At 50.7% G+C, this 15,689-nt stretch carries 17 protein-coding genes and 1 pseudogene; 3 read left to right on the forward strand and 15 right to left on the reverse strand.

What is annotated here, in order from left to right; genetic code table 11:
* Positions 1 to 73: 73 nt before the first annotated feature.
* The 4 genes from ACFQ03_RS24625 to ACFQ03_RS24640 form a co-directional block, all read right to left on the reverse strand.
* A complete protein-coding gene (locus tag ACFQ03_RS24625) occupies positions 74 to 460 on the reverse strand; it encodes a VOC family protein (RefSeq protein WP_379291631.1) in 387 nt (128 codons plus the stop codon).
* A gap of 115 nt (positions 461 to 575) precedes the next feature.
* Positions 576 to 974 (reverse strand): FixH family protein, encoded by a 399-nt coding sequence (locus tag ACFQ03_RS24630; protein WP_144933422.1) that lies wholly within the window; start codon positions 972 to 974, stop codon positions 576 to 578.
* A 25-nt stretch (positions 975 to 999) separates the two neighbouring features.
* The gene (locus ACFQ03_RS24635; protein ID WP_186328200.1) at positions 1,000 to 1,140 is read right to left on the reverse strand and encodes a hypothetical protein; all 141 of its coding nucleotides are present in this window, start codon (positions 1,138 to 1,140) and stop codon (positions 1,000 to 1,002) included.
* A gap of 47 nt (positions 1,141 to 1,187) precedes the next feature.
* A complete protein-coding gene (locus ACFQ03_RS24640) occupies positions 1,188 to 1,454 on the reverse strand; it encodes a cytochrome o ubiquinol oxidase subunit IV (RefSeq protein ID WP_379291633.1) in 267 nt (88 codons plus the stop codon).
* A gap of 457 nt (positions 1,455 to 1,911) precedes the next feature.
* Between ACFQ03_RS24640 and ACFQ03_RS24645 the strand changes: the two genes are divergently transcribed.
* Together ACFQ03_RS24645 and ACFQ03_RS24650 are read left to right on the forward strand one after the other, a co-directional pair.
* Positions 1,912 to 2,094, forward strand: a complete 183-nt coding sequence (locus ACFQ03_RS24645) for a hypothetical protein (RefSeq protein ID WP_379291635.1) — start codon at positions 1,912 to 1,914, stop codon at positions 2,092 to 2,094.
* A pseudogene (locus tag ACFQ03_RS24650) lies at positions 2,070 to 2,420 on the forward strand (aminotransferase class I/II-fold pyridoxal phosphate-dependent enzyme); the annotation flags it as partial. The gene ACFQ03_RS24645 and the pseudogene ACFQ03_RS24650, both read left to right, overlap by 25 nt.
* 81 nt (positions 2,421 to 2,501) lie before the next feature.
* Here ACFQ03_RS24650 and ACFQ03_RS24655 read toward each other — a convergent pair.
* The gene (locus tag ACFQ03_RS24655; protein WP_144933420.1) at positions 2,502 to 3,467 is read right to left on the reverse strand and encodes a carbon-nitrogen hydrolase family protein; all 966 of its coding nucleotides are present in this window, start codon (positions 3,465 to 3,467) and stop codon (positions 2,502 to 2,504) included.
* Between the two features lie 573 nt (positions 3,468 to 4,040).
* Between ACFQ03_RS24655 and ACFQ03_RS24660 the strand changes: the two genes are divergently transcribed.
* Complete coding sequence (locus tag ACFQ03_RS24660; protein ID WP_379291638.1) at positions 4,041 to 4,658, forward strand: histidine phosphatase family protein; 618 nt, start codon at positions 4,041 to 4,043, stop codon at positions 4,656 to 4,658.
* A 249-nt stretch (positions 4,659 to 4,907) separates the two neighbouring features.
* Here ACFQ03_RS24660 and ACFQ03_RS24665 read toward each other — a convergent pair whose 3' ends face one another.
* The 10 genes from ACFQ03_RS24665 to ACFQ03_RS24710 all read right to left on the reverse strand — a co-directional run bounded on the left by ACFQ03_RS24665 (position 4,908) and on the right by ACFQ03_RS24710 (position 15,609).
* Positions 4,908 to 5,357: a GlcG/HbpS family heme-binding protein gene (locus ACFQ03_RS24665; RefSeq protein WP_144933418.1), complete on the reverse strand. Its 450-nt coding sequence runs from the start codon at positions 5,355 to 5,357 to the stop codon at positions 4,908 to 4,910.
* Between the two features lie 186 nt (positions 5,358 to 5,543).
* Positions 5,544 to 6,779 carry an ROK family transcriptional regulator gene (locus ACFQ03_RS24670; RefSeq protein ID WP_379291640.1) on the reverse strand — a complete coding sequence of 412 codons (1,236 nt, stop codon included), beginning with the start codon at positions 6,777 to 6,779 and terminating at the stop codon, positions 5,544 to 5,546.
* Positions 6,780 to 6,791: 12 nt separating this feature from the next.
* On the reverse strand, positions 6,792 to 7,970 hold the full coding sequence (locus ACFQ03_RS24675) for a hypothetical protein (RefSeq protein ID WP_379291642.1): 1,179 nt from the start codon (positions 7,968 to 7,970) through the stop codon (positions 6,792 to 6,794).
* Between the two features lie 30 nt (positions 7,971 to 8,000).
* On the reverse strand, positions 8,001 to 8,963 hold the full coding sequence (locus ACFQ03_RS24680) for a Gfo/Idh/MocA family protein (protein ID WP_379291644.1): 963 nt from the start codon (positions 8,961 to 8,963) through the stop codon (positions 8,001 to 8,003).
* Positions 8,960 to 9,976, reverse strand: a complete 1,017-nt coding sequence (locus ACFQ03_RS24685; protein ID WP_379291646.1) for a Gfo/Idh/MocA family protein — start codon at positions 9,974 to 9,976, stop codon at positions 8,960 to 8,962. The genes ACFQ03_RS24680 and ACFQ03_RS24685 overlap by 4 nt, the downstream gene beginning before the upstream one ends.
* Before the next feature lie 57 nt (positions 9,977 to 10,033).
* Positions 10,034 to 11,053, reverse strand: a complete 1,020-nt coding sequence (locus ACFQ03_RS24690; RefSeq protein WP_379291648.1) for a Gfo/Idh/MocA family protein — start codon at positions 11,051 to 11,053, stop codon at positions 10,034 to 10,036.
* A complete protein-coding gene (locus ACFQ03_RS24695; RefSeq protein ID WP_379291650.1) occupies positions 11,034 to 12,242 on the reverse strand; it encodes an aminotransferase class V-fold PLP-dependent enzyme in 1,209 nt (402 codons plus the stop codon). Before ACFQ03_RS24695 ends, ACFQ03_RS24690 begins: the two co-directional genes overlap by 20 nt.
* Positions 12,243 to 12,260: 18 nt before the next feature.
* Positions 12,261 to 13,841, reverse strand: coding sequence for an N-acyl-D-amino-acid deacylase family protein (locus ACFQ03_RS24700; protein WP_379291652.1), 1,581 nt, complete (start codon positions 13,839 to 13,841; stop codon positions 12,261 to 12,263).
* A 34-nt stretch (positions 13,842 to 13,875) separates the two neighbouring features.
* Positions 13,876 to 14,721: a carbohydrate ABC transporter permease gene (locus ACFQ03_RS24705; protein ID WP_144933410.1), complete on the reverse strand. Its 846-nt coding sequence runs from the start codon at positions 14,719 to 14,721 to the stop codon at positions 13,876 to 13,878.
* Positions 14,722 to 14,724: 3 nt separating this feature from the next.
* Positions 14,725 to 15,609 (reverse strand): carbohydrate ABC transporter permease, encoded by an 885-nt coding sequence (locus tag ACFQ03_RS24710; protein ID WP_144933409.1) that lies wholly within the window; start codon positions 15,607 to 15,609, stop codon positions 14,725 to 14,727.
* Positions 15,610 to 15,689 lie beyond the last annotated feature (80 nt).

Here is a 15,689-nt window from a genome sequence, read left to right on the forward strand (position 1 = left end):
AAGGGATCAAGAATCCGTTTGCAGATTCTTGATCCCTTGTATCACTCAAGCGGATTCCTTGCCCGGCAGCCAATTACTCCTCAAGATACCGGGAGATTTCGATTAAATTTTGATCCGGGTCCCGAACATATACGGACACAATCGGGCCGAGCGCCCCGGTCCTTCTGACCGGTCCCTCCTCAATCTCCACATCATTATTTCCAAGATGATTTATAAGCTGCCCCATAGTCATCCCATCGAAAATAAAACACAGATCTGCCGATCCGGGCATAGGATGTTTCGCTTTCGGTTCAAATTCTTTGCCGGCCTCATGCAAATTGATTTTTTGCTGGCCGAATCGCAGTGCTTTTCTTCCTGAACCGAACGTTTCTTCCTCCATCCCGAGAATACGCGTATAAAACCGGATGGTCTTTTCCATATCGGTTACGGTCAGAACAAGGTGATCGAGTCTTTGGATCATCCTTTCGCCCCTCCTTGTTATACCATTCTATATCAAAGCAGAGCAGGCTTGCCTTCAAAACAACCACTCCACTCCCAAAATAAAGATATCTTACATTCATTCAAGGCGAGCCAAATTAACTCGCTATTACTTTCCCCACAACCAGTTCTTTTCTCGGCATGGCCTGCATATCTCCGGCCGTAACGTGAGCAACTACATAGTAGATGCCGTCTTCCGGGAACATCGTTTTGATTCGATAAGTTCCATCTTGCCAATGCTTCGCGGTGACCGTCTCATGTTTTGCTTGATCCTTCTTCCAAATTTCAAACTTGACTTCCTGGGCATCTGTCACCTTTTCCGCGCCCTGAGTAACAGATGCGTCAATAAGAATGGCCCGTCCCGGCTGCAGAGTGTCCTGAACCGTCTTTATTTCGACCTGAAGCGGCCCGGAATCTTCGGCAATATCGCTATTTGTGCAGGCTGCGGTGAATAAGATAAACATAAGACCAATCAGCAGCAAACTAGTTTTTTTCATAAACGATCCCTCCAAATTTTTATTATTAAAATGAACTACCGGCGGTGTCCAAGATCAGGATGAGCAAGACGAAGTTCCGGGAAGCCAACCAATACCGGCCAAAGGCGGTAACGAGATTCAATTGAAGGATTCGCGGCTTGGTCAATTGAATCCAATCTTTGATCATCACCTCCTTCCTCCTGTCAGAAGCCGATAAACTTGCGGAAGACCGGCTCATGTTGCCACCATATTAAACATCATGATCCACATGGAGCCGATAACGATAAGAAGTAAAATGAACAGACCAAGAATCAGGGTCACCAGGTTGTAACGAGGCTTTTTTTCCTCCCGCAGATGCATGAAATAAATCAGTTGAACGACGAACTGCAGCACGGCTGCCGTCATCAGAACGATTGTGTTCGCCATCCCCTCCAGCCAGCCGTATACGACGACTGCAACGGGAATGATCGTCAAAATAATGGAGAAACCTGTATCCCCCAAATATAGAAATCCTGGACCAGGAAGCCAACCGGCGGAGTGCTTTGGGGGTCTTCATTTCTTTCTCATCTCCTATCGAATTGCGGGTATATCATCACGCCTTACTTTAAGGGTGAATGTGATATCTGTCACCAACCGATACCGAAGTCAATGAACCGACCATGTTCAATAAAATGAAACAAAATAGGCAATATTTACCCATTGACGAATCTCCTTTCCATAAAAAAAGCACCCAACGGAGCCATATAAACTTTCTGTGGAAAAGAAAATGCCCCCCCATAGAAAATGAAGAGCTCAACCTTAGTGCATTGCCGAACAAGATAACGGCAGGCAAGATGGATTTATGGGCACCGGACTGGTCCAAAGACAAGGAATTGGATGGTTACTAAACCTGGAAGAAGATTTACATTTGAAATGAATGGACTAGTCGAGGAATATTAATACTGCGAGGAGATTGCTTATGTCTGAAAATATGAAAGTGACAGCAAGGAAGACAATACAAAATATCCGCCCTTATACTCCGGGAAAGCCGATTTGGGAGCTTCAGATCGAGCTTGGCTTATTGCAAGTCATTAAATTGGCGTCTAACGAAAACCCATTGGGACCTTCTCTAAAGCATTGGAAGCCGTACAACGCTCTTTAGCGGACATTCACCGTTATCCGGATGCAGGTGCGTTGAAATTGAAGCAGGTAATTGCCTCCAAACTGGACATGAAACCGGAGCAGCTCATCCTTACAAACGGCGGGGATGAACTGATTACACTCATCTCCGAGACATTCCTGGAACCTGGCGATGAAATCATCGTAATCTCCCCTTCATTCAGCGAGTATGAATTCGGGGCGTATCTTATGGGGGCGAGCGTCATTTCCGTACCGCTCGGGGAACAATACACCTTCGATTTGGATGCGATTATCGAAGCGGTGACAGAACGAACCAAAATGATTTGTCTCTGTTCTCCCAACAACCCTACCGGCACCTATCTGCCGAAATCGGTCCTGCATCACCTAATACAGACAACAAAAAAACACGACCCAAGATCGTGTCTCATTTTAAACCAATGTATTCATGTCTGTAGTTCTTACAATTTCCTGTTTTTTATCGTTAACGATCAATTGAAATACATCCGGCCGGCTGTAATGACCGGCAACATCAAAATCATACCGGCTTTGGGTAACCCGGGTAAGATCCAGATCGGCCACCAGAATGCCTTCCTGGTTATAGAGCGGCTCGACGACATATTCGCCAAGCGGTCCTATGATGGCGCTTCCTCCTCTGCATAGAATATCCTCGTCTTCCCTAATATCTTCATAGCAAGCCAAATCGGCAGGATAAGAGGCCTTGGTTGCAAACTGATTGCAGGAAATGACATAGCAGCGGCCTTCACAGGCGATATGCCGCATCGTCGCTTGCCACGTATCCCGGGCATCCGCCGTCGGAGCAACATAAATGTCTATGCCTTGTACATACATGGCCATTCGGGCAAGCGGCATGTAATTTTCCCAGCAGATCAAACCGCCGATTCTTCCCGCGGGAGTATCGATAACCGTAAGCGTACTGCCGTCCCCTTGTCCCCACAAGAGTCGTTCGGAACCGGTCGGAACAAGCTTGCGGTGTTTCCCCATTAGACGCCCGTCCGGCCCGATGTATACCATTGAGTTATATAGCGTTCCGGTGCTGAATTCCTGATCCCGCTCCACAACGCCAATGATTAGATAAACTCCCAGCTCCTTGGCCCATTCGCCAATAGTTTCGATTTCGGCACCCGGGATCTCGATTGCGTTCGCCCAATAGCGTCCCCAGTCTGTTCTCCCGCCGTCATTGCGGCTTCCGACTCGCGTACCGAAGCTTAATCCCCGCGGATAACCCGGAAGAAACACCTCCGGAAAAACAATCAATTCGGCCCCTTGGCCGGCCGCCTCTCTCGTCATGGCTGCAATCTTGTCCATGGCCGATTGTTTATCGAACAGGATAGGCGCGGACTGAACAACGGCTGCCTTAATATTACGATTTCTCATCGACCATTCCTCGCAAAGTTAGATTTATTTGGGAGATTTACGATCTTCTCCAATAGACGGTTGAAGCTCTTTTTTGAATGCTATTCATCATCTTCCCATTTTTTGGAGTAGGCCTTCCTCGTTATCCAGAAAGTGATATAGCAGACGATAAAAGTGACTACGGCCGATATAATCCACACACCCGCTGGCACTTCCATTGAAATCCCCCCTAAACTTAGTAGCAGTACTAGAATTCCTAATCATCAGTCTATATATAATTCGGATGTTCTAAATGAACAGTCCCTTTTATCTTACCCCCAGCTCAACTCCAATATAGCAGCTATGAATCCGTTAGTAACCATCCATTTCCATCTATTGTGCGCCAACCACTTCGCGGTTAAAGCGGATTGTTCCTATTGCTATCCAATTGGGTGGTTACTTTTTGCAGGAAATGCATTACATTCATAAAAATGAATATGTTGAACTCAATAATATAGGGGAAATGGAGGGCCAAGAAGGGGACTAACCTGATAAAAGTAGACATGGGAAAATGATTCATAGTTTCAATCGCACATCGATCGGAGGCTTTCCACAATGAAAACAACTCTGTACTTAACCCGTCACGGTCAAACGGAATGGAATTTGCAGAAGAAAATGCAAGGGCATAAAGATTCCCCTCTAACCGAATACGGTATTCAGCAAGCCGGATGGCTAAAGGAACGTTTGGAGAATATCCGTTTGGATGCGATCTATTCCAGTACCAGTCCAAGGGCGCTAAACACAGCCCGAATTCTCCTGGGAAACCGCTCATTGGATATTTTGGAGGATGATTCACTTAAGGAAATTAACATGGGGCTGTGGGAAGGCCGACAGATAGAACACATTCAGCAGCAATATCCCCTTCAATATGATCAATTTTTCAATGAGCCGCATGTATACAGGCCCGCAGGTCATGGAGAAACTTATACAGAATTACTGGAAAGAACACTCCCCGTCATCGAAAATATTCTGACAGAGCATAAAGGCGAGCAGGTGCTTATTGTTACTCACCGAATTACTTTGAAAGCGGTCATGAGTCATTTTTTGCATAAAAAGCTTCATGAAATAGCAAGCATGCCCGACATCTATCCTACTGCATTATGTAAGATTACAATGGATGACGGCAGACCGATAGTAGATCTGTACGGGGACATCTCTCATTACCGAGAATAAATGAAAAGGCTGTCTCACCCTTCAGGGCGTTCTGTAGCAAACCTTAATGCGGCTTTTTTACGAAAATAGGATGCAAGTTTCTCCGAAATTTCCGCTATGACAGCGTTGGGCAACCAGGCGAATGTTCAAGGAGTTCAAAGTCGAAAGCTCCCCTGCTAATCGTATCATCCTCTTGGTTGCCCTCCGGCGGAAAATCTAAGGATTACCAGTCGGTCATGACCGTCATGCTGAAACGTCCATTGCCCCCGATTAACTGTATGACTGCTGCAAGGACCCAATACGAGCGTTGACCTTCCCCTCGAAGGCTTGAACCGCCGCGTTGGCAATTTCGATGTCTTGGGCGCTGGTCCCTCCGCTTACGCCAATACCGCCAACAATATGTCCGTTACTGACTAATGGAATGCCTCCTCCCAGGATAACAATTCTGCCAAAGTTCGTGGTATTTATACCAAACGTAGGGCCACCCGGCTGAGCGGTTTGCGCCAAATTTGCCGTCGGCATTTGCATGCTTACACTCGTCCAAGCCTTATTCTTCGAAATTTCGATTCCCGCAATTCGAGCATTATCCATACGCTGAAAAGCAACCAGGTTCCCACCGTCATCCACAATCGCTATATTGCTGGAGAGTCCCATCTGGCGGGATTTTTGTTCGGCGGCTGCCAGTAATCTCTTCGCGGTCTCTAAAGTAAGCTTTACCAAGCTTTTACCCCCCTTCCCCATACTGCTACAACATATGACACTGACCCAGAATCGGTGAATCATGGTTATGCCCGGACCCCGTCGCAGCACAAACAGGCGGGTTTACGTAACCACGCAAACCCGCCTGAATTAATCGCTGTATTTTCAAAAAAATGAAGGGGCCCCTTCCTCTTTGTCTATCATCGCTCACGCACTGTGAAACATTAATTCCTTCTTCAAAAAATGCTTATCCAGAATTAATGAGGCCATTCCGTAAACCGATGATTTATTGCCCAAGGCGGCTCCAACAATTTCTATATCCGCAGTCGGTGAATCCATAATTTCCTTAAGCTTGTCCGTAATATAAGGAAGCACGAAAGGCTTGGCAAACAATAAATTTCCGCCAATGATAATCATCTTCGGATTGATCAGGTAAATTAAATTGCTTAAGCCGATGGACAGATCGTCAAGCAAGCTGGTCAGCATTTCTCTGCAAAATTCATCCCCCTCCATCGCCAGATTATACACTTCGCGGATATTGCATTGATCCAGCACAGGATTGTAGATTTTGGGGGGCAGCGGAAACCCGTTCTGGGCAGCCTCATTGATTTTATTAATGAACGCCAGCTCCGTTGCATACAAGCGCAGACAGCCTTTCTTGCCGCATATGCATTTGGGGCCGTATTTATTAATGGACATGTGCCCGATTTCTCCGGCCCCGCCATATTCTCCACGAATCAGTTCGTTATTGACGATGACCGAGGATCCGATCCCCCTGCCCACCGTCACATAGATTAGGTTGTTAACATCCTTGGCCGGACCGATCGCCCGCTCCCCGAGAATGGCTGCATGCTGTTCCTGCTCCACAACGAGAAACAAGGACGGGAACGCTTTGCGCATCTCTTCCTCAAACGGATAATCTTCCAGTTCCAACAAGTGTCCTCTATATACGACGCCTGCCCGGTCCAATACCGTAGGCATGGAAAACCCGAGGCCGATAATATTTTTGTCGGCATGCTTCTGAAGGAAGCTGTGGACGCAAGCTTTGATCGTTTCGACTAACTCCGCGCCTTTTTCCTTGACCTCTATTTCCTGCTCGTCCACCATCGTCAGATGCAGATCGAACAGGCAGACCTGCAGCGTAATATGAAAAGCTTCCGTGACGACAGCAAGAGTAGCCATATATCCGCCGGCTGCGTTTATGGTGAGCAATGTTGGGCGCCGGCCTCCCGCCTTGGTCGAATTGCCCGTTCCGACCTCGACAATGTAGCCTTCTTTCTCCAAGGCATCCACCACGTTGGAGACGGTGCTTTGACTCAATTTTGTTTTTTTGGCTATATCGATTCGAGATATCGTCTTAAAATGATGTATAGTATTCAAGACCAGCGTTCTGTTTAAAGTTTGCAGAAACCTCTGGTCACCCGCTTTGGCAAATTTGACCATGTGTCCTCCTCTTTATTCGAGGCTTATCCCAAGCCGCTCGACTATTTCTCTGGACGCCAAGCCGTAATTATAGAAAAACAAATCGTTAACCCCCGCTTTGGCATAAGCGTTCAAATAGCCGTCCAGATGTTCCGGGGCCGTGATTTCAGGCTCGATCATTCTGACGCCTGCCGCCAGCTTATGCCGCGGGACGGATTGCAGGGCTCTGTCCACGAACGGTACCGTATCCTCAGCGGAAGACGGATAGCAGGCTACCCATTGATCTATATACCGGTCGAGCCTTCGTGGATTCATGCCATACAGTCCCGGCTCGGCTCCATAGGCCATCCACAGGGTGCTAAGCATCTGCAGAGGCTTCCCGGAGCCGTCAACGATACTGCGGCACTGTGCGAAAACAGCGTCCACCGTGTCTTCCCTCATTTGAATGAATTGCATATATTGAGGGAGAGACGTCGCAGTTACGGGCTCCCGGCTGTTGGCCACCGTTTCCGCCGCATGTGCGATTTCCTGCCGGAACCGGTCCGCATCTATTCCTGCAGCCCGGGCATTGGCCATGCATTGATTACAGAAACAAAGCCCCAGCAGCCGTTCAAGCTCATCCTTGCGGGCAGAGCAGATCAACTCATGATGGTCGCCATGAAGCATACCGGGATAATCGAATGATTCCAGCACAAAGCCGTCTAAATCATAGCCTTCGGCCAAATCCGAAAGGATTGCCTTCACATACTGCTGCGTTTCCTTGTGCGCCGGACATAAGGCATGCCGGTAAGACTCCCCGAACGCATTGCGAACCGTAAATTCAGGGAAGGCCTCTCCGAGATATGAATTGTGGAAGCCTACAACCCATGCGTAAACTTCCATCTGAAGTGCTTTGGCGTGATGACATATCAATGTCAATAAGTCGCCGGATGTACCCGTTCCTCGCGACGCGCTGCGGTGCTGCTCGAATGCTTCCCCCGTCCGGGGCAGGAGCTGCCCATATTTGGTAGTATTTACATTATAGTATACGGAACTGTAAGGGTGATAGTATATTTTTCTATGCGGATTATGGGGCAGCAAAAACTTTCCGGAATGATAGGCGGCCGTCACCGCAATGCCGGTTACACCCATTTCCTTCAACTTGTTCAGTACAGGCTCGATCCCTTCATCCAGCAAGTCCCATGCATATATGAAAATGGTTCTTTTGTTCAAAACGATTACCTCCGCCATGTTGGATCTATCTTATAAGTCTTCCTTACAGCGTTCGATAAGTTGGGCCGCGAACAAGCCCGCGTCCACTCCCGGAATTTCCACCGCTTTTCCTTGTAAGGTCAGCAAAAATCTGCGGTTAAGCTCGGAGTATCCCCATAAAGACAAATGATCTGCCGGAAACCGCTCCATCGTGCTTCCGCCGGCAGAGAAGCTTTCGAAATGGCCGGTGCCTGCGGAAGCCGCTTCATGACCTTTAAATACCGTTATGGTATTGATGCGGTGCCCGGGATCGGTGGAATAAGAAGCATTTCCGAATTCATGGGCATTGAGCGTCAGCATTTGCCCGGCCTCTGTCATCAGAATCGCCGCAAAAGCGTCATCCTCATATTCCGGGCCCAGCCGGATTCGGGAGGAAACCCCCCTGACCTCTTGAATCTCGCCCGGGATTAGGTAATGGACCAGATCAAATATATGACTTCCCAGACAGACAAAAACGCCGCCTCCCTGCTCAGCGCCCCCTGCCCATCCCTGCATGAACGGGGCCGTAACGAATTGGGCATTCAGAGCATCGACCTTCGATCCGGCCTGGTCAATAAATCGTTTCAATCTCTGCATTCCGGGAGAGTAACGGTGATTAAATCCCATTGCGAAACGGATGCCGCTGCTCGCGACAATGTCCGCTGCCTGTTCCGCATCCGCCAGCCGAAGCCCGATCGGCTTCTCGCAGAAGACGGCTTTGCCATGGCCCGCGGCCATCGCGATATAGGCAATATGCGAATCATGCCGGGTGCAGATATAGACGGCATCGACATCAGGGTCCGCGCAGAGCTCTTCCGCCGAGAGGTAGATTTTTCCTCCGTAAGCTGCAGTCAGCTTGCCGGCCGAAGACTCCGCAAGATCGAAGCCTCCGGCAACCGTTCCTCCATGCCGCAGTATGCATGCGGCATGGATATGGGCAATTTCGCCACAGCCAATAAAGCCGATTTTCTTCATATTAACCCGCCCCCTGTCTCAATATCATCTTGCAATTGAACTCTCAGTCCGGTTTCCAGGGATTTAATGCAGGCTTCGACAACCAATGCATTGCGGTAGGCATCCAGGAGGGCGACGGGTGCCGGTGAAGAACCGGTCAAGCTCTCTATCCAAGCGTGAATCGAACTCTTCAGCGTCTCTGCATAATTGCAGCTTTCGAAGACGGAGGGCGACCAGGTCGTTCTTTCCATCGAATGGTGAGGATAGGTGTGAAGACCTTCCAGCATGTTCGTCACCTCATACCTGGCCTTGTCCGTAGACAGCTCGAAATGCTGGAACGGATGTTGGCTTTCATGGACGCCGCCGACGAACGTATGGGTCATGACTCCGATGCTGCCGTTGCGGAATTCGAGGCTGACGGCCACGTCGGACAGGATTTCGCTGTCAATCCGCTTGCCGACAGCATAGACGCTGCGGATCTCCCCGTTAATATATCTTAAGGTATCAATCATATGGCAGCAGGAATCCGTCACAATAAAGTAAGGATGGGCCAGGTCGGACTGCTTCACCGGGCCCTGCTGCTGCATGGATATGGCGATTAAATGCGGCTTCTCGCCGCTGATTTTATCCTTCAGCTTCCGGTAGCAAGGAGAGTATCTCTGGTTGTAGTTGACGCCCGCAATCGCCTCCGTTGTTCTGGAGAGCGCGAGCAACCAGGCGATTTCGCCGGAGTTTTTGCCGGCCGGCTTCTCACAGAACAGATGCTTGCCGCGTTGCAGAAGCGCCTTGCAGAAGGAAGCGTGGGTATCCGGCAATGTGCAGATGACCGCCGCATCGTAGCCGGTTCCCTGCCGCTCCAGCTCCTCCAGCGACTGATAATAAGGGACGCCTCCGAGCTTCTGTGCCAATGCTCCCGCCGCTTCTTCCCTCCGGTCGATAATGGCCGCAAGCTCGGTGTCCGGATGCTCGTATACCGCGCGGGCGTGATGCTGGCCGGCCCAGCCCGCACCAATGATAATGATCCTCTTCTTCACCCTGAAGTTCCTCCTCTGCAATCTTGCTCGCTCTTAGTGTGCATTACCGTTATGCACTTACAACAGAACAGGCTGGCCGGTCCGAATGCTCTGCTCCATGGCCTTGATTCCGTTGGCCGCATGCAGCATATCCTCCAATGTCATGCACTGCTCCTCTCTTCCCAGACAGCAGTTCAGAAAATGCTCGATTTCCAGGCTTCCCATAGGATCATAACGGATCGGACCCAGCTCGGTTTTCGGATTTTGCATAACATAGGAGAAACGGTCGTGATCGGTCCGGATTACTCCTTTGGTTCCGACAATGTCCAACATATAGAACGGGAAATCCCAATCCATCGAGGAGACAAGATTTAATTGCACGAGTGCGCCTCCCGACGTTTTGCCCATGGCCTGAACGGTATCCCAGGTGCCGATTTGCCGGAATACATATTGTCCGCCCGCCGCATAAAGCTCCGTCAAATCATCTCCGGTCATCCAGCGGACCGTATCGATAAGATAGACACCGAAGGTGCCGAGAGGACCTCCGCTTCGTGCAGGGTCCCGCTCCCATTCCTGATGAATCATCGCCTCATGATGGATGAACAGCCGCAAATTCGTAGGCCGGCCGATCTCTCCCCGGCGAATCCGATCGGCTATGGAGATGATCGATCCCTCATAACGTAGAGGGTTGCCCGGCAGGACGATGCGTCTTCCGGCTTCCGCCGTCCGCATCAGGGAACGGATTTCATCCGGTTCCAGCGATAACGGCTTGCCGACGAAGACATGGCAGCCATGCCGGAGCGCCATGTCCGCGTATTTCGCATGCTCCCATACCTCACAAGCGACCATCACCGCATCTACGCCAAGCTCAAACAGCTCCTCGGGCTGATGAACCAGACGGCAGCCGATCTCTTCGCAAAACCGGCTTGCCGTCGTTCCCGCACACTCCTCCACATACTCCGGTGATTGGCCCAGATCACAGCAGGCAACCACTTCAACCTCCTTGAGCTTCGCCAAGTGCCGGGTATAGGTGGTTGCGTAGAACCCTTGGGAAAAACCAATCAGTCCGAACCGCAGCTTATGCCCTCGGGTTGTCATCCAACCACCGCCTCAATGTGTGATACTGTAGATCCAGACGATTCATCGGCTCCGGCTGCCGAACTGCGCCGCCGTTCTTCTTCTTCTCCTCTACAATAGAGGCAATAGCTTTAATGATCGTTCTCTCGTCCCCATCGTCAAGAAAGGACAGATCGAATTCCATTTTCCCGTGGTATACGGCGTAATCGTCCATTTTAATGACCGGATCGCCGGTTCCCAGCTTCATGTTGATCTCCCATGCCGGAACCCCGGTCTGTTCTTCATCGATCTCCATGACGACTCTGACGGACGGCGAGAAGCGGGTACGCTTGATCGACCCCGTCAAACCCGGAACTTCGGCCATGGCCGCAATAAAACGCTCGGCAAACGCCTCCTGCTGCCGGATAATCGCCTCTTCGTCCCTGGCCAGCCAATGCTCGATGGCCGAGATCAATCCGAGCACGCCTTCCTTGCCCACCTTCATCGGCCGCCCGATGCCCAACTCCTGCAGGAAACAGGCGTGTACCAGATCCTTGCGCCCGGCGACGAGAGCTGAAGTCGCTCCCCCGAGCCATTTCTGCCCGCTGTGAACGACCAAATCCGCCCCTTTGGCGATGGAATGGCGGAAATCGGTGTCGTAAGCGGCGTCGACAATGACGGGAACACCCTTGGACTTACAGATCTCCACGAATTTATCGAACGGCAGTAGATTGGGAGGAAACACATCCATCATCACATAGACGGCCGCGGCTACATCGGGGGTGAGTGCGGCCTCCAGATGATAGGAGGCACAATCGAGCGCCTCGCCGATTTCCACGGGCTCCGCACCGGTCAGCCTTATCAATTGGTTGGCCGGCGTATCGCCGATTCCGATAACATGGCCTTTCTGAATGACTACTTTATGCTTCGGCCCCCGGATAATCGGCAGCTCCTTGATCTTGCCCATATCGTCTCCGGTCAGCGTGGCGGCGATGCTGATGGCCATCCCGGCGGCCGTACAGCCTGCAGCGACACCGGCTTCGGCGCCGGTCAGCTTAACGATCGCTTCGTTCGCTCTTCTCTGCAGCTCCCACATTTCCACGGACAGGCCGAGCATGTCATAAATATCCTGCCGTATGCCGTCTTTGACCCGCGATGCGCCCAATACGGTTGCCGGCCCCCTGGCATTAATTACTTTTCTTAACCCGAATCGGTCATAGAATGATTGCATAATCCTGCTCCCCTTTCCTTATCGCATAACCGGCAACGCCCTGCCCGCGAATACTCCGGTAACCTTCTCGTTCCACACCGCAATTTCTCCGTTAACCAATACGTGCGAAATACCTGACGGGCCTGTTCTGGCCTGCTGAACTACGGATGTATCCGTGACGGTCTCCGCGTCAAAAACGACAAGATCAGCCGCTTTCCCTTCCAGGATAACCCCCCTGTCCTTAAGTCCGAAACGCTCGGCAGGCACCATAGTCATCCGATTGATAAGCACTTCCAGCGAGAAATTCTTCTCCCTGGCCAGCCTGAGCAGCTTGGGAAAGCTTCCGAATGCCCTAGGATGCGGGTTCTGCCCGAGATAAATCGCATCGCTTCCTACCATATAGTAAGGGCGGGACAGCAGCTCGAACAGGTCGTCCTCAATTTGCTTCACTACAGACTCGTCCTCGGGACGCTCCCCTAAGATCCCCACAGCCAGCTTCTCTTCAAGGAGCAGGTCGCACAGCACCTCGTACACCGTCTGACCGCGCAAGTCCGCCGCTTGCTGGAACGTTAATCCAAGCAATTCATCATTGCGGCCCGAAGGCAGGTAGGAGAAAGTGCCGTCAATATTCGGGAAATCCTTCTGAATGTCCCGCACAATAGCCGGGCGCAGCTTCTTGTCCGCCAGCCTCTCCAGGGTCGATTCGTAGCCCCCTTCCACGGTCCAAGGCGGCAGGTGAATGACGCCTGTGCTGCTTCCGAAGGCATAAGGATACAATTCGAGGCTGACGTCAAGTCCTTTCTGGTAGGCGTCATCGATCGGCCCCATCAGCTCATCCACCTTGCCCGCGTTGTTGGGCCCCGTTCGGAAATGGGAATAGTGGATTTTACAGCCGGATTGCCATCCGATATCCAGCGCTTCCTGAATCGCATCGAATTTCTCACCTTTGAACACGGTGCGCAAATGAGTGACATAGATGCTGTCCTTCTCCGCAAGGACACGGGACAGCTCAATCAGTTCCTGCGTATCTCCATAGGAGCCCGGGAAATAACTAAGGCCTGTGGAGAAAGCAACGGCTCCCTGATCGATTCCATCAGCCAGCAAGCGCTTGGCCTTCTCCAGATGAGCGCCGGTTAGCGGCACATCTCGGAAGCCGACCGTTTCCAGGCGCAGAACGCCATGAGGAACCTGGTAGGCCGTATTAATGGCCACGGTTCCGTCGAATTTGCTGCGGTATTCCTCTACCGTCGACCAGTCCAGCGGAATATCCGGTGTTCCGTTCAATCCGCCCAAATACTTAAAGTACATTTCCAAATTGTCCTTGGATAACGGAGCGTAGGACAACCCGTCCTGACCGAGGATTTCGGTCGTGACTCCCTGATATAATCCGCAAGCATGCTGCCTGTCCCACAGCAGCATCACGTCCGAATGGACATGTGTATCAATAAAGCCGGGACTGACGACGCGGCCGCTCGCATCGATCGTGTAACGCGCCTCCGCGTCGGGGAAGCTGCCGATTCCGGCGATTTTGCCGTCCTTGATCACAATATCCGCCTTGTAGCGTTCGTTCCCGGTTCCGTCAATAATCATTCCATTTCTAATGCAAACATCAAAGCTCATCAAGATTCCTCCATACCGGGTATACCGGCGACGGCTAGCCCTTCACGCCGCCCATCGTCATACCGCTGATTAAATATTTTTGGAAATAGATAAAGACGATTACAACAGGAGTCGTCACCATGGCCGAAGCGGCCATTAGCTGTCCCCACAGCACTTCGCGGTTTCCTACCATCAGAGAGATGCCGACGGGCAGAGTCCGCATGGTGTCGGAGCTGGTCAGCGTCAATGCAAAGATGAACTCCTGCCACGACAGGATGAAAGAGAACAGGCCTACGGCGGCGATTCCCGGAGCCGCCAGCGGAATCACGACGCGGAAGATCGCGCTTACCGGTGTACAGCCGTCGATAAAGGCGGCTTCCTCCATATCCTTCGGGATTCCGTCGAAGTAGCTTTTCATCATCAATGTGGCGAACGGTATCGCAAACGTACAGTAAGCGATAATAAGGGACAGGTAGCTGTCGATCAGATCCAGCTTGATAAAGATGGCGAAGATCGGAATAATAAGCAGCACCAAGGGAAACATTTGGGAAACCAGCAAGGAATTCAAAAACAGCATTCTGCCCCTGAATTTAAAACGGGAGAGGCCATAAGAAAAGAAGATGGCTATAAATAAAGTGACAATCGTTGTCGAAATGGCGACGATGACACTGTTTTTGAAATACTGCAGAAATCCGGTCTCTTGAAACAGCGTCCGGTAGTTCTCCAGAGTGGGCTCGTTCGGAAACCACTTGGGCACTTCGGCAAAAATTTCTGCGGACGATTTAAACGAAGTGGAAATCATCCATACAAACGGAAACACGAGCAGCACCGTAGCCAATGTCAATAAAACGTAAGTGATGCTCCGTTTGACGAGCAACTTTTTTCTCGCATTCCCCCCCATGTTTTAGTCCTCCTTGTTTTTCTTCAGATAGAAAATGGCGAATACACTCAGCATGAGTACGCCAATAGTAGAAATGGCCGCAGCGTAATTCATTTTAAAGAAATTGAAGGCATTAAGGTACGAGTATACCGGAATGAGCTGCGTCGAATTGGAAGGTCCGCCTTTAGTCATCAGGTAGACCAAGTCAAACTGGTTAAAGGACCAGATGATTGTCAAAGTTACAATTACAAGAGAAACCCCCTTGAGACTGGGGAGCGTGATATACCAGAAACGCTGCCACAAATTAGCTCCGCTAATGTTAGCCGCCTCATACATTTCACGGTCGATCGCTTGCAGTCCGGCAAGCAGAACAACAGCGACGAAAGGGATTCCTTTCCAAACGCTTACAGCCAGTACCGAATAAAGGGCATATGCGGAATCTCCGAGCCAGTCGATGGGCCCCGAGATAATTCCCAATTTCATTAACACATAGTTCAAAATCCCGAATTGGCTGGAATAGATCCATTTCCAGGTGAGACCGGCGGCGATCATGGGCACGATCCAGGGAATAAGGATCAAGCTCCGGAAGATACCCCTCCCGGGAATTTCTTCATTTAACAACAGAGCAACGGCAAGGCCGATCAAATACTGGCCGACAACTACTCCTACCGTCCAAATGACCGTATTCCAGAAGGCTCCCGTAAAAATACTGTCCGAGAACAGCGCTCTGTAATGATCGAGCCCTGCAAAGGTCCGGTCGGAAGCGGTCAGGGAATGCTGGGTGAAAAAGCTGGAGATAATCCCCGAGATCATGGGATATATCAAGATGAGTCCGACAAATATAACGCCCGGTGCTATGAGAAAATACGGTAGCGCCCTCTTCCAAAACAAACTCGCAGTGAGTTTCATAACTAAGTTAACCTCCAGGCTTCCTTAAAGATTAAGCCCGGCAGCATTTACAGCATGCTTGTGCCGCCGGGCTATCGGAA

It is taken from the genome of Paenibacillus residui (assembly GCF_042677205.1).
In the GTDB taxonomy this organism is placed as follows: Bacteria; Bacillota; Bacilli; order Paenibacillales; family NBRC-103111; genus Paenibacillus_L; species Paenibacillus_L residui.

Bases quoted from the DNA above. Each gene is read 5' to 3' on its own strand.
- ACFQ03_RS24625 (WP_379291631.1), bottom strand. From the start codon at position 460: ATGATCCAAAGACTCGATCACCTTGTTCTGACCGTAACCGATATGGAA.
- ACFQ03_RS24690 (WP_379291648.1), bottom strand. From the start codon at position 11,053: ATGACAACCCGAGGGCATAAGCTGCGGTTCGGACTGATTGGTTTTTCC.
- ACFQ03_RS24655 (WP_144933420.1), bottom strand. From the start codon at position 3,467: ATGAGAAATCGTAATATTAAGGCAGCCGTTGTTCAGTCCGCGCCTATC.
- ACFQ03_RS24660 (WP_379291638.1), top strand. From the start codon at position 4,041: ATGAAAACAACTCTGTACTTAACCCGTCACGGTCAAACGGAATGGAAT.
- ACFQ03_RS24635 (WP_186328200.1), bottom strand. From the start codon at position 1,140: ATGATCAAAGATTGGATTCAATTGACCAAGCCGCGAATCCTTCAATTG.
- ACFQ03_RS24695 (WP_379291650.1), bottom strand. From the start codon at position 12,242: ATGCAATCATTCTATGACCGATTCGGGTTAAGAAAAGTAATTAATGCC.
- ACFQ03_RS24630 (WP_144933422.1), bottom strand. From the start codon at position 974: ATGAAAAAAACTAGTTTGCTGCTGATTGGTCTTATGTTTATCTTATTC.
- ACFQ03_RS24705 (WP_144933410.1), bottom strand. From the start codon at position 14,721: ATGGGGGGGAATGCGAGAAAAAAGTTGCTCGTCAAACGGAGCATCACT.
- ACFQ03_RS24700 (WP_379291652.1), bottom strand. From the start codon at position 13,841: ATGAGCTTTGATGTTTGCATTAGAAATGGAATGATTATTGACGGAACC.
- ACFQ03_RS24680 (WP_379291644.1), bottom strand. From the start codon at position 8,963: ATGAAGAAAATCGGCTTTATTGGCTGTGGCGAAATTGCCCATATCCAT.
- ACFQ03_RS24670 (WP_379291640.1), bottom strand. From the start codon at position 6,779: ATGGTCAAATTTGCCAAAGCGGGTGACCAGAGGTTTCTGCAAACTTTA.
- ACFQ03_RS24710 (WP_144933409.1), bottom strand. From the start codon at position 15,609: ATGAAACTCACTGCGAGTTTGTTTTGGAAGAGGGCGCTACCGTATTTT.
- ACFQ03_RS24645 (WP_379291635.1), top strand. From the start codon at position 1,912: ATGTCTGAAAATATGAAAGTGACAGCAAGGAAGACAATACAAAATATC.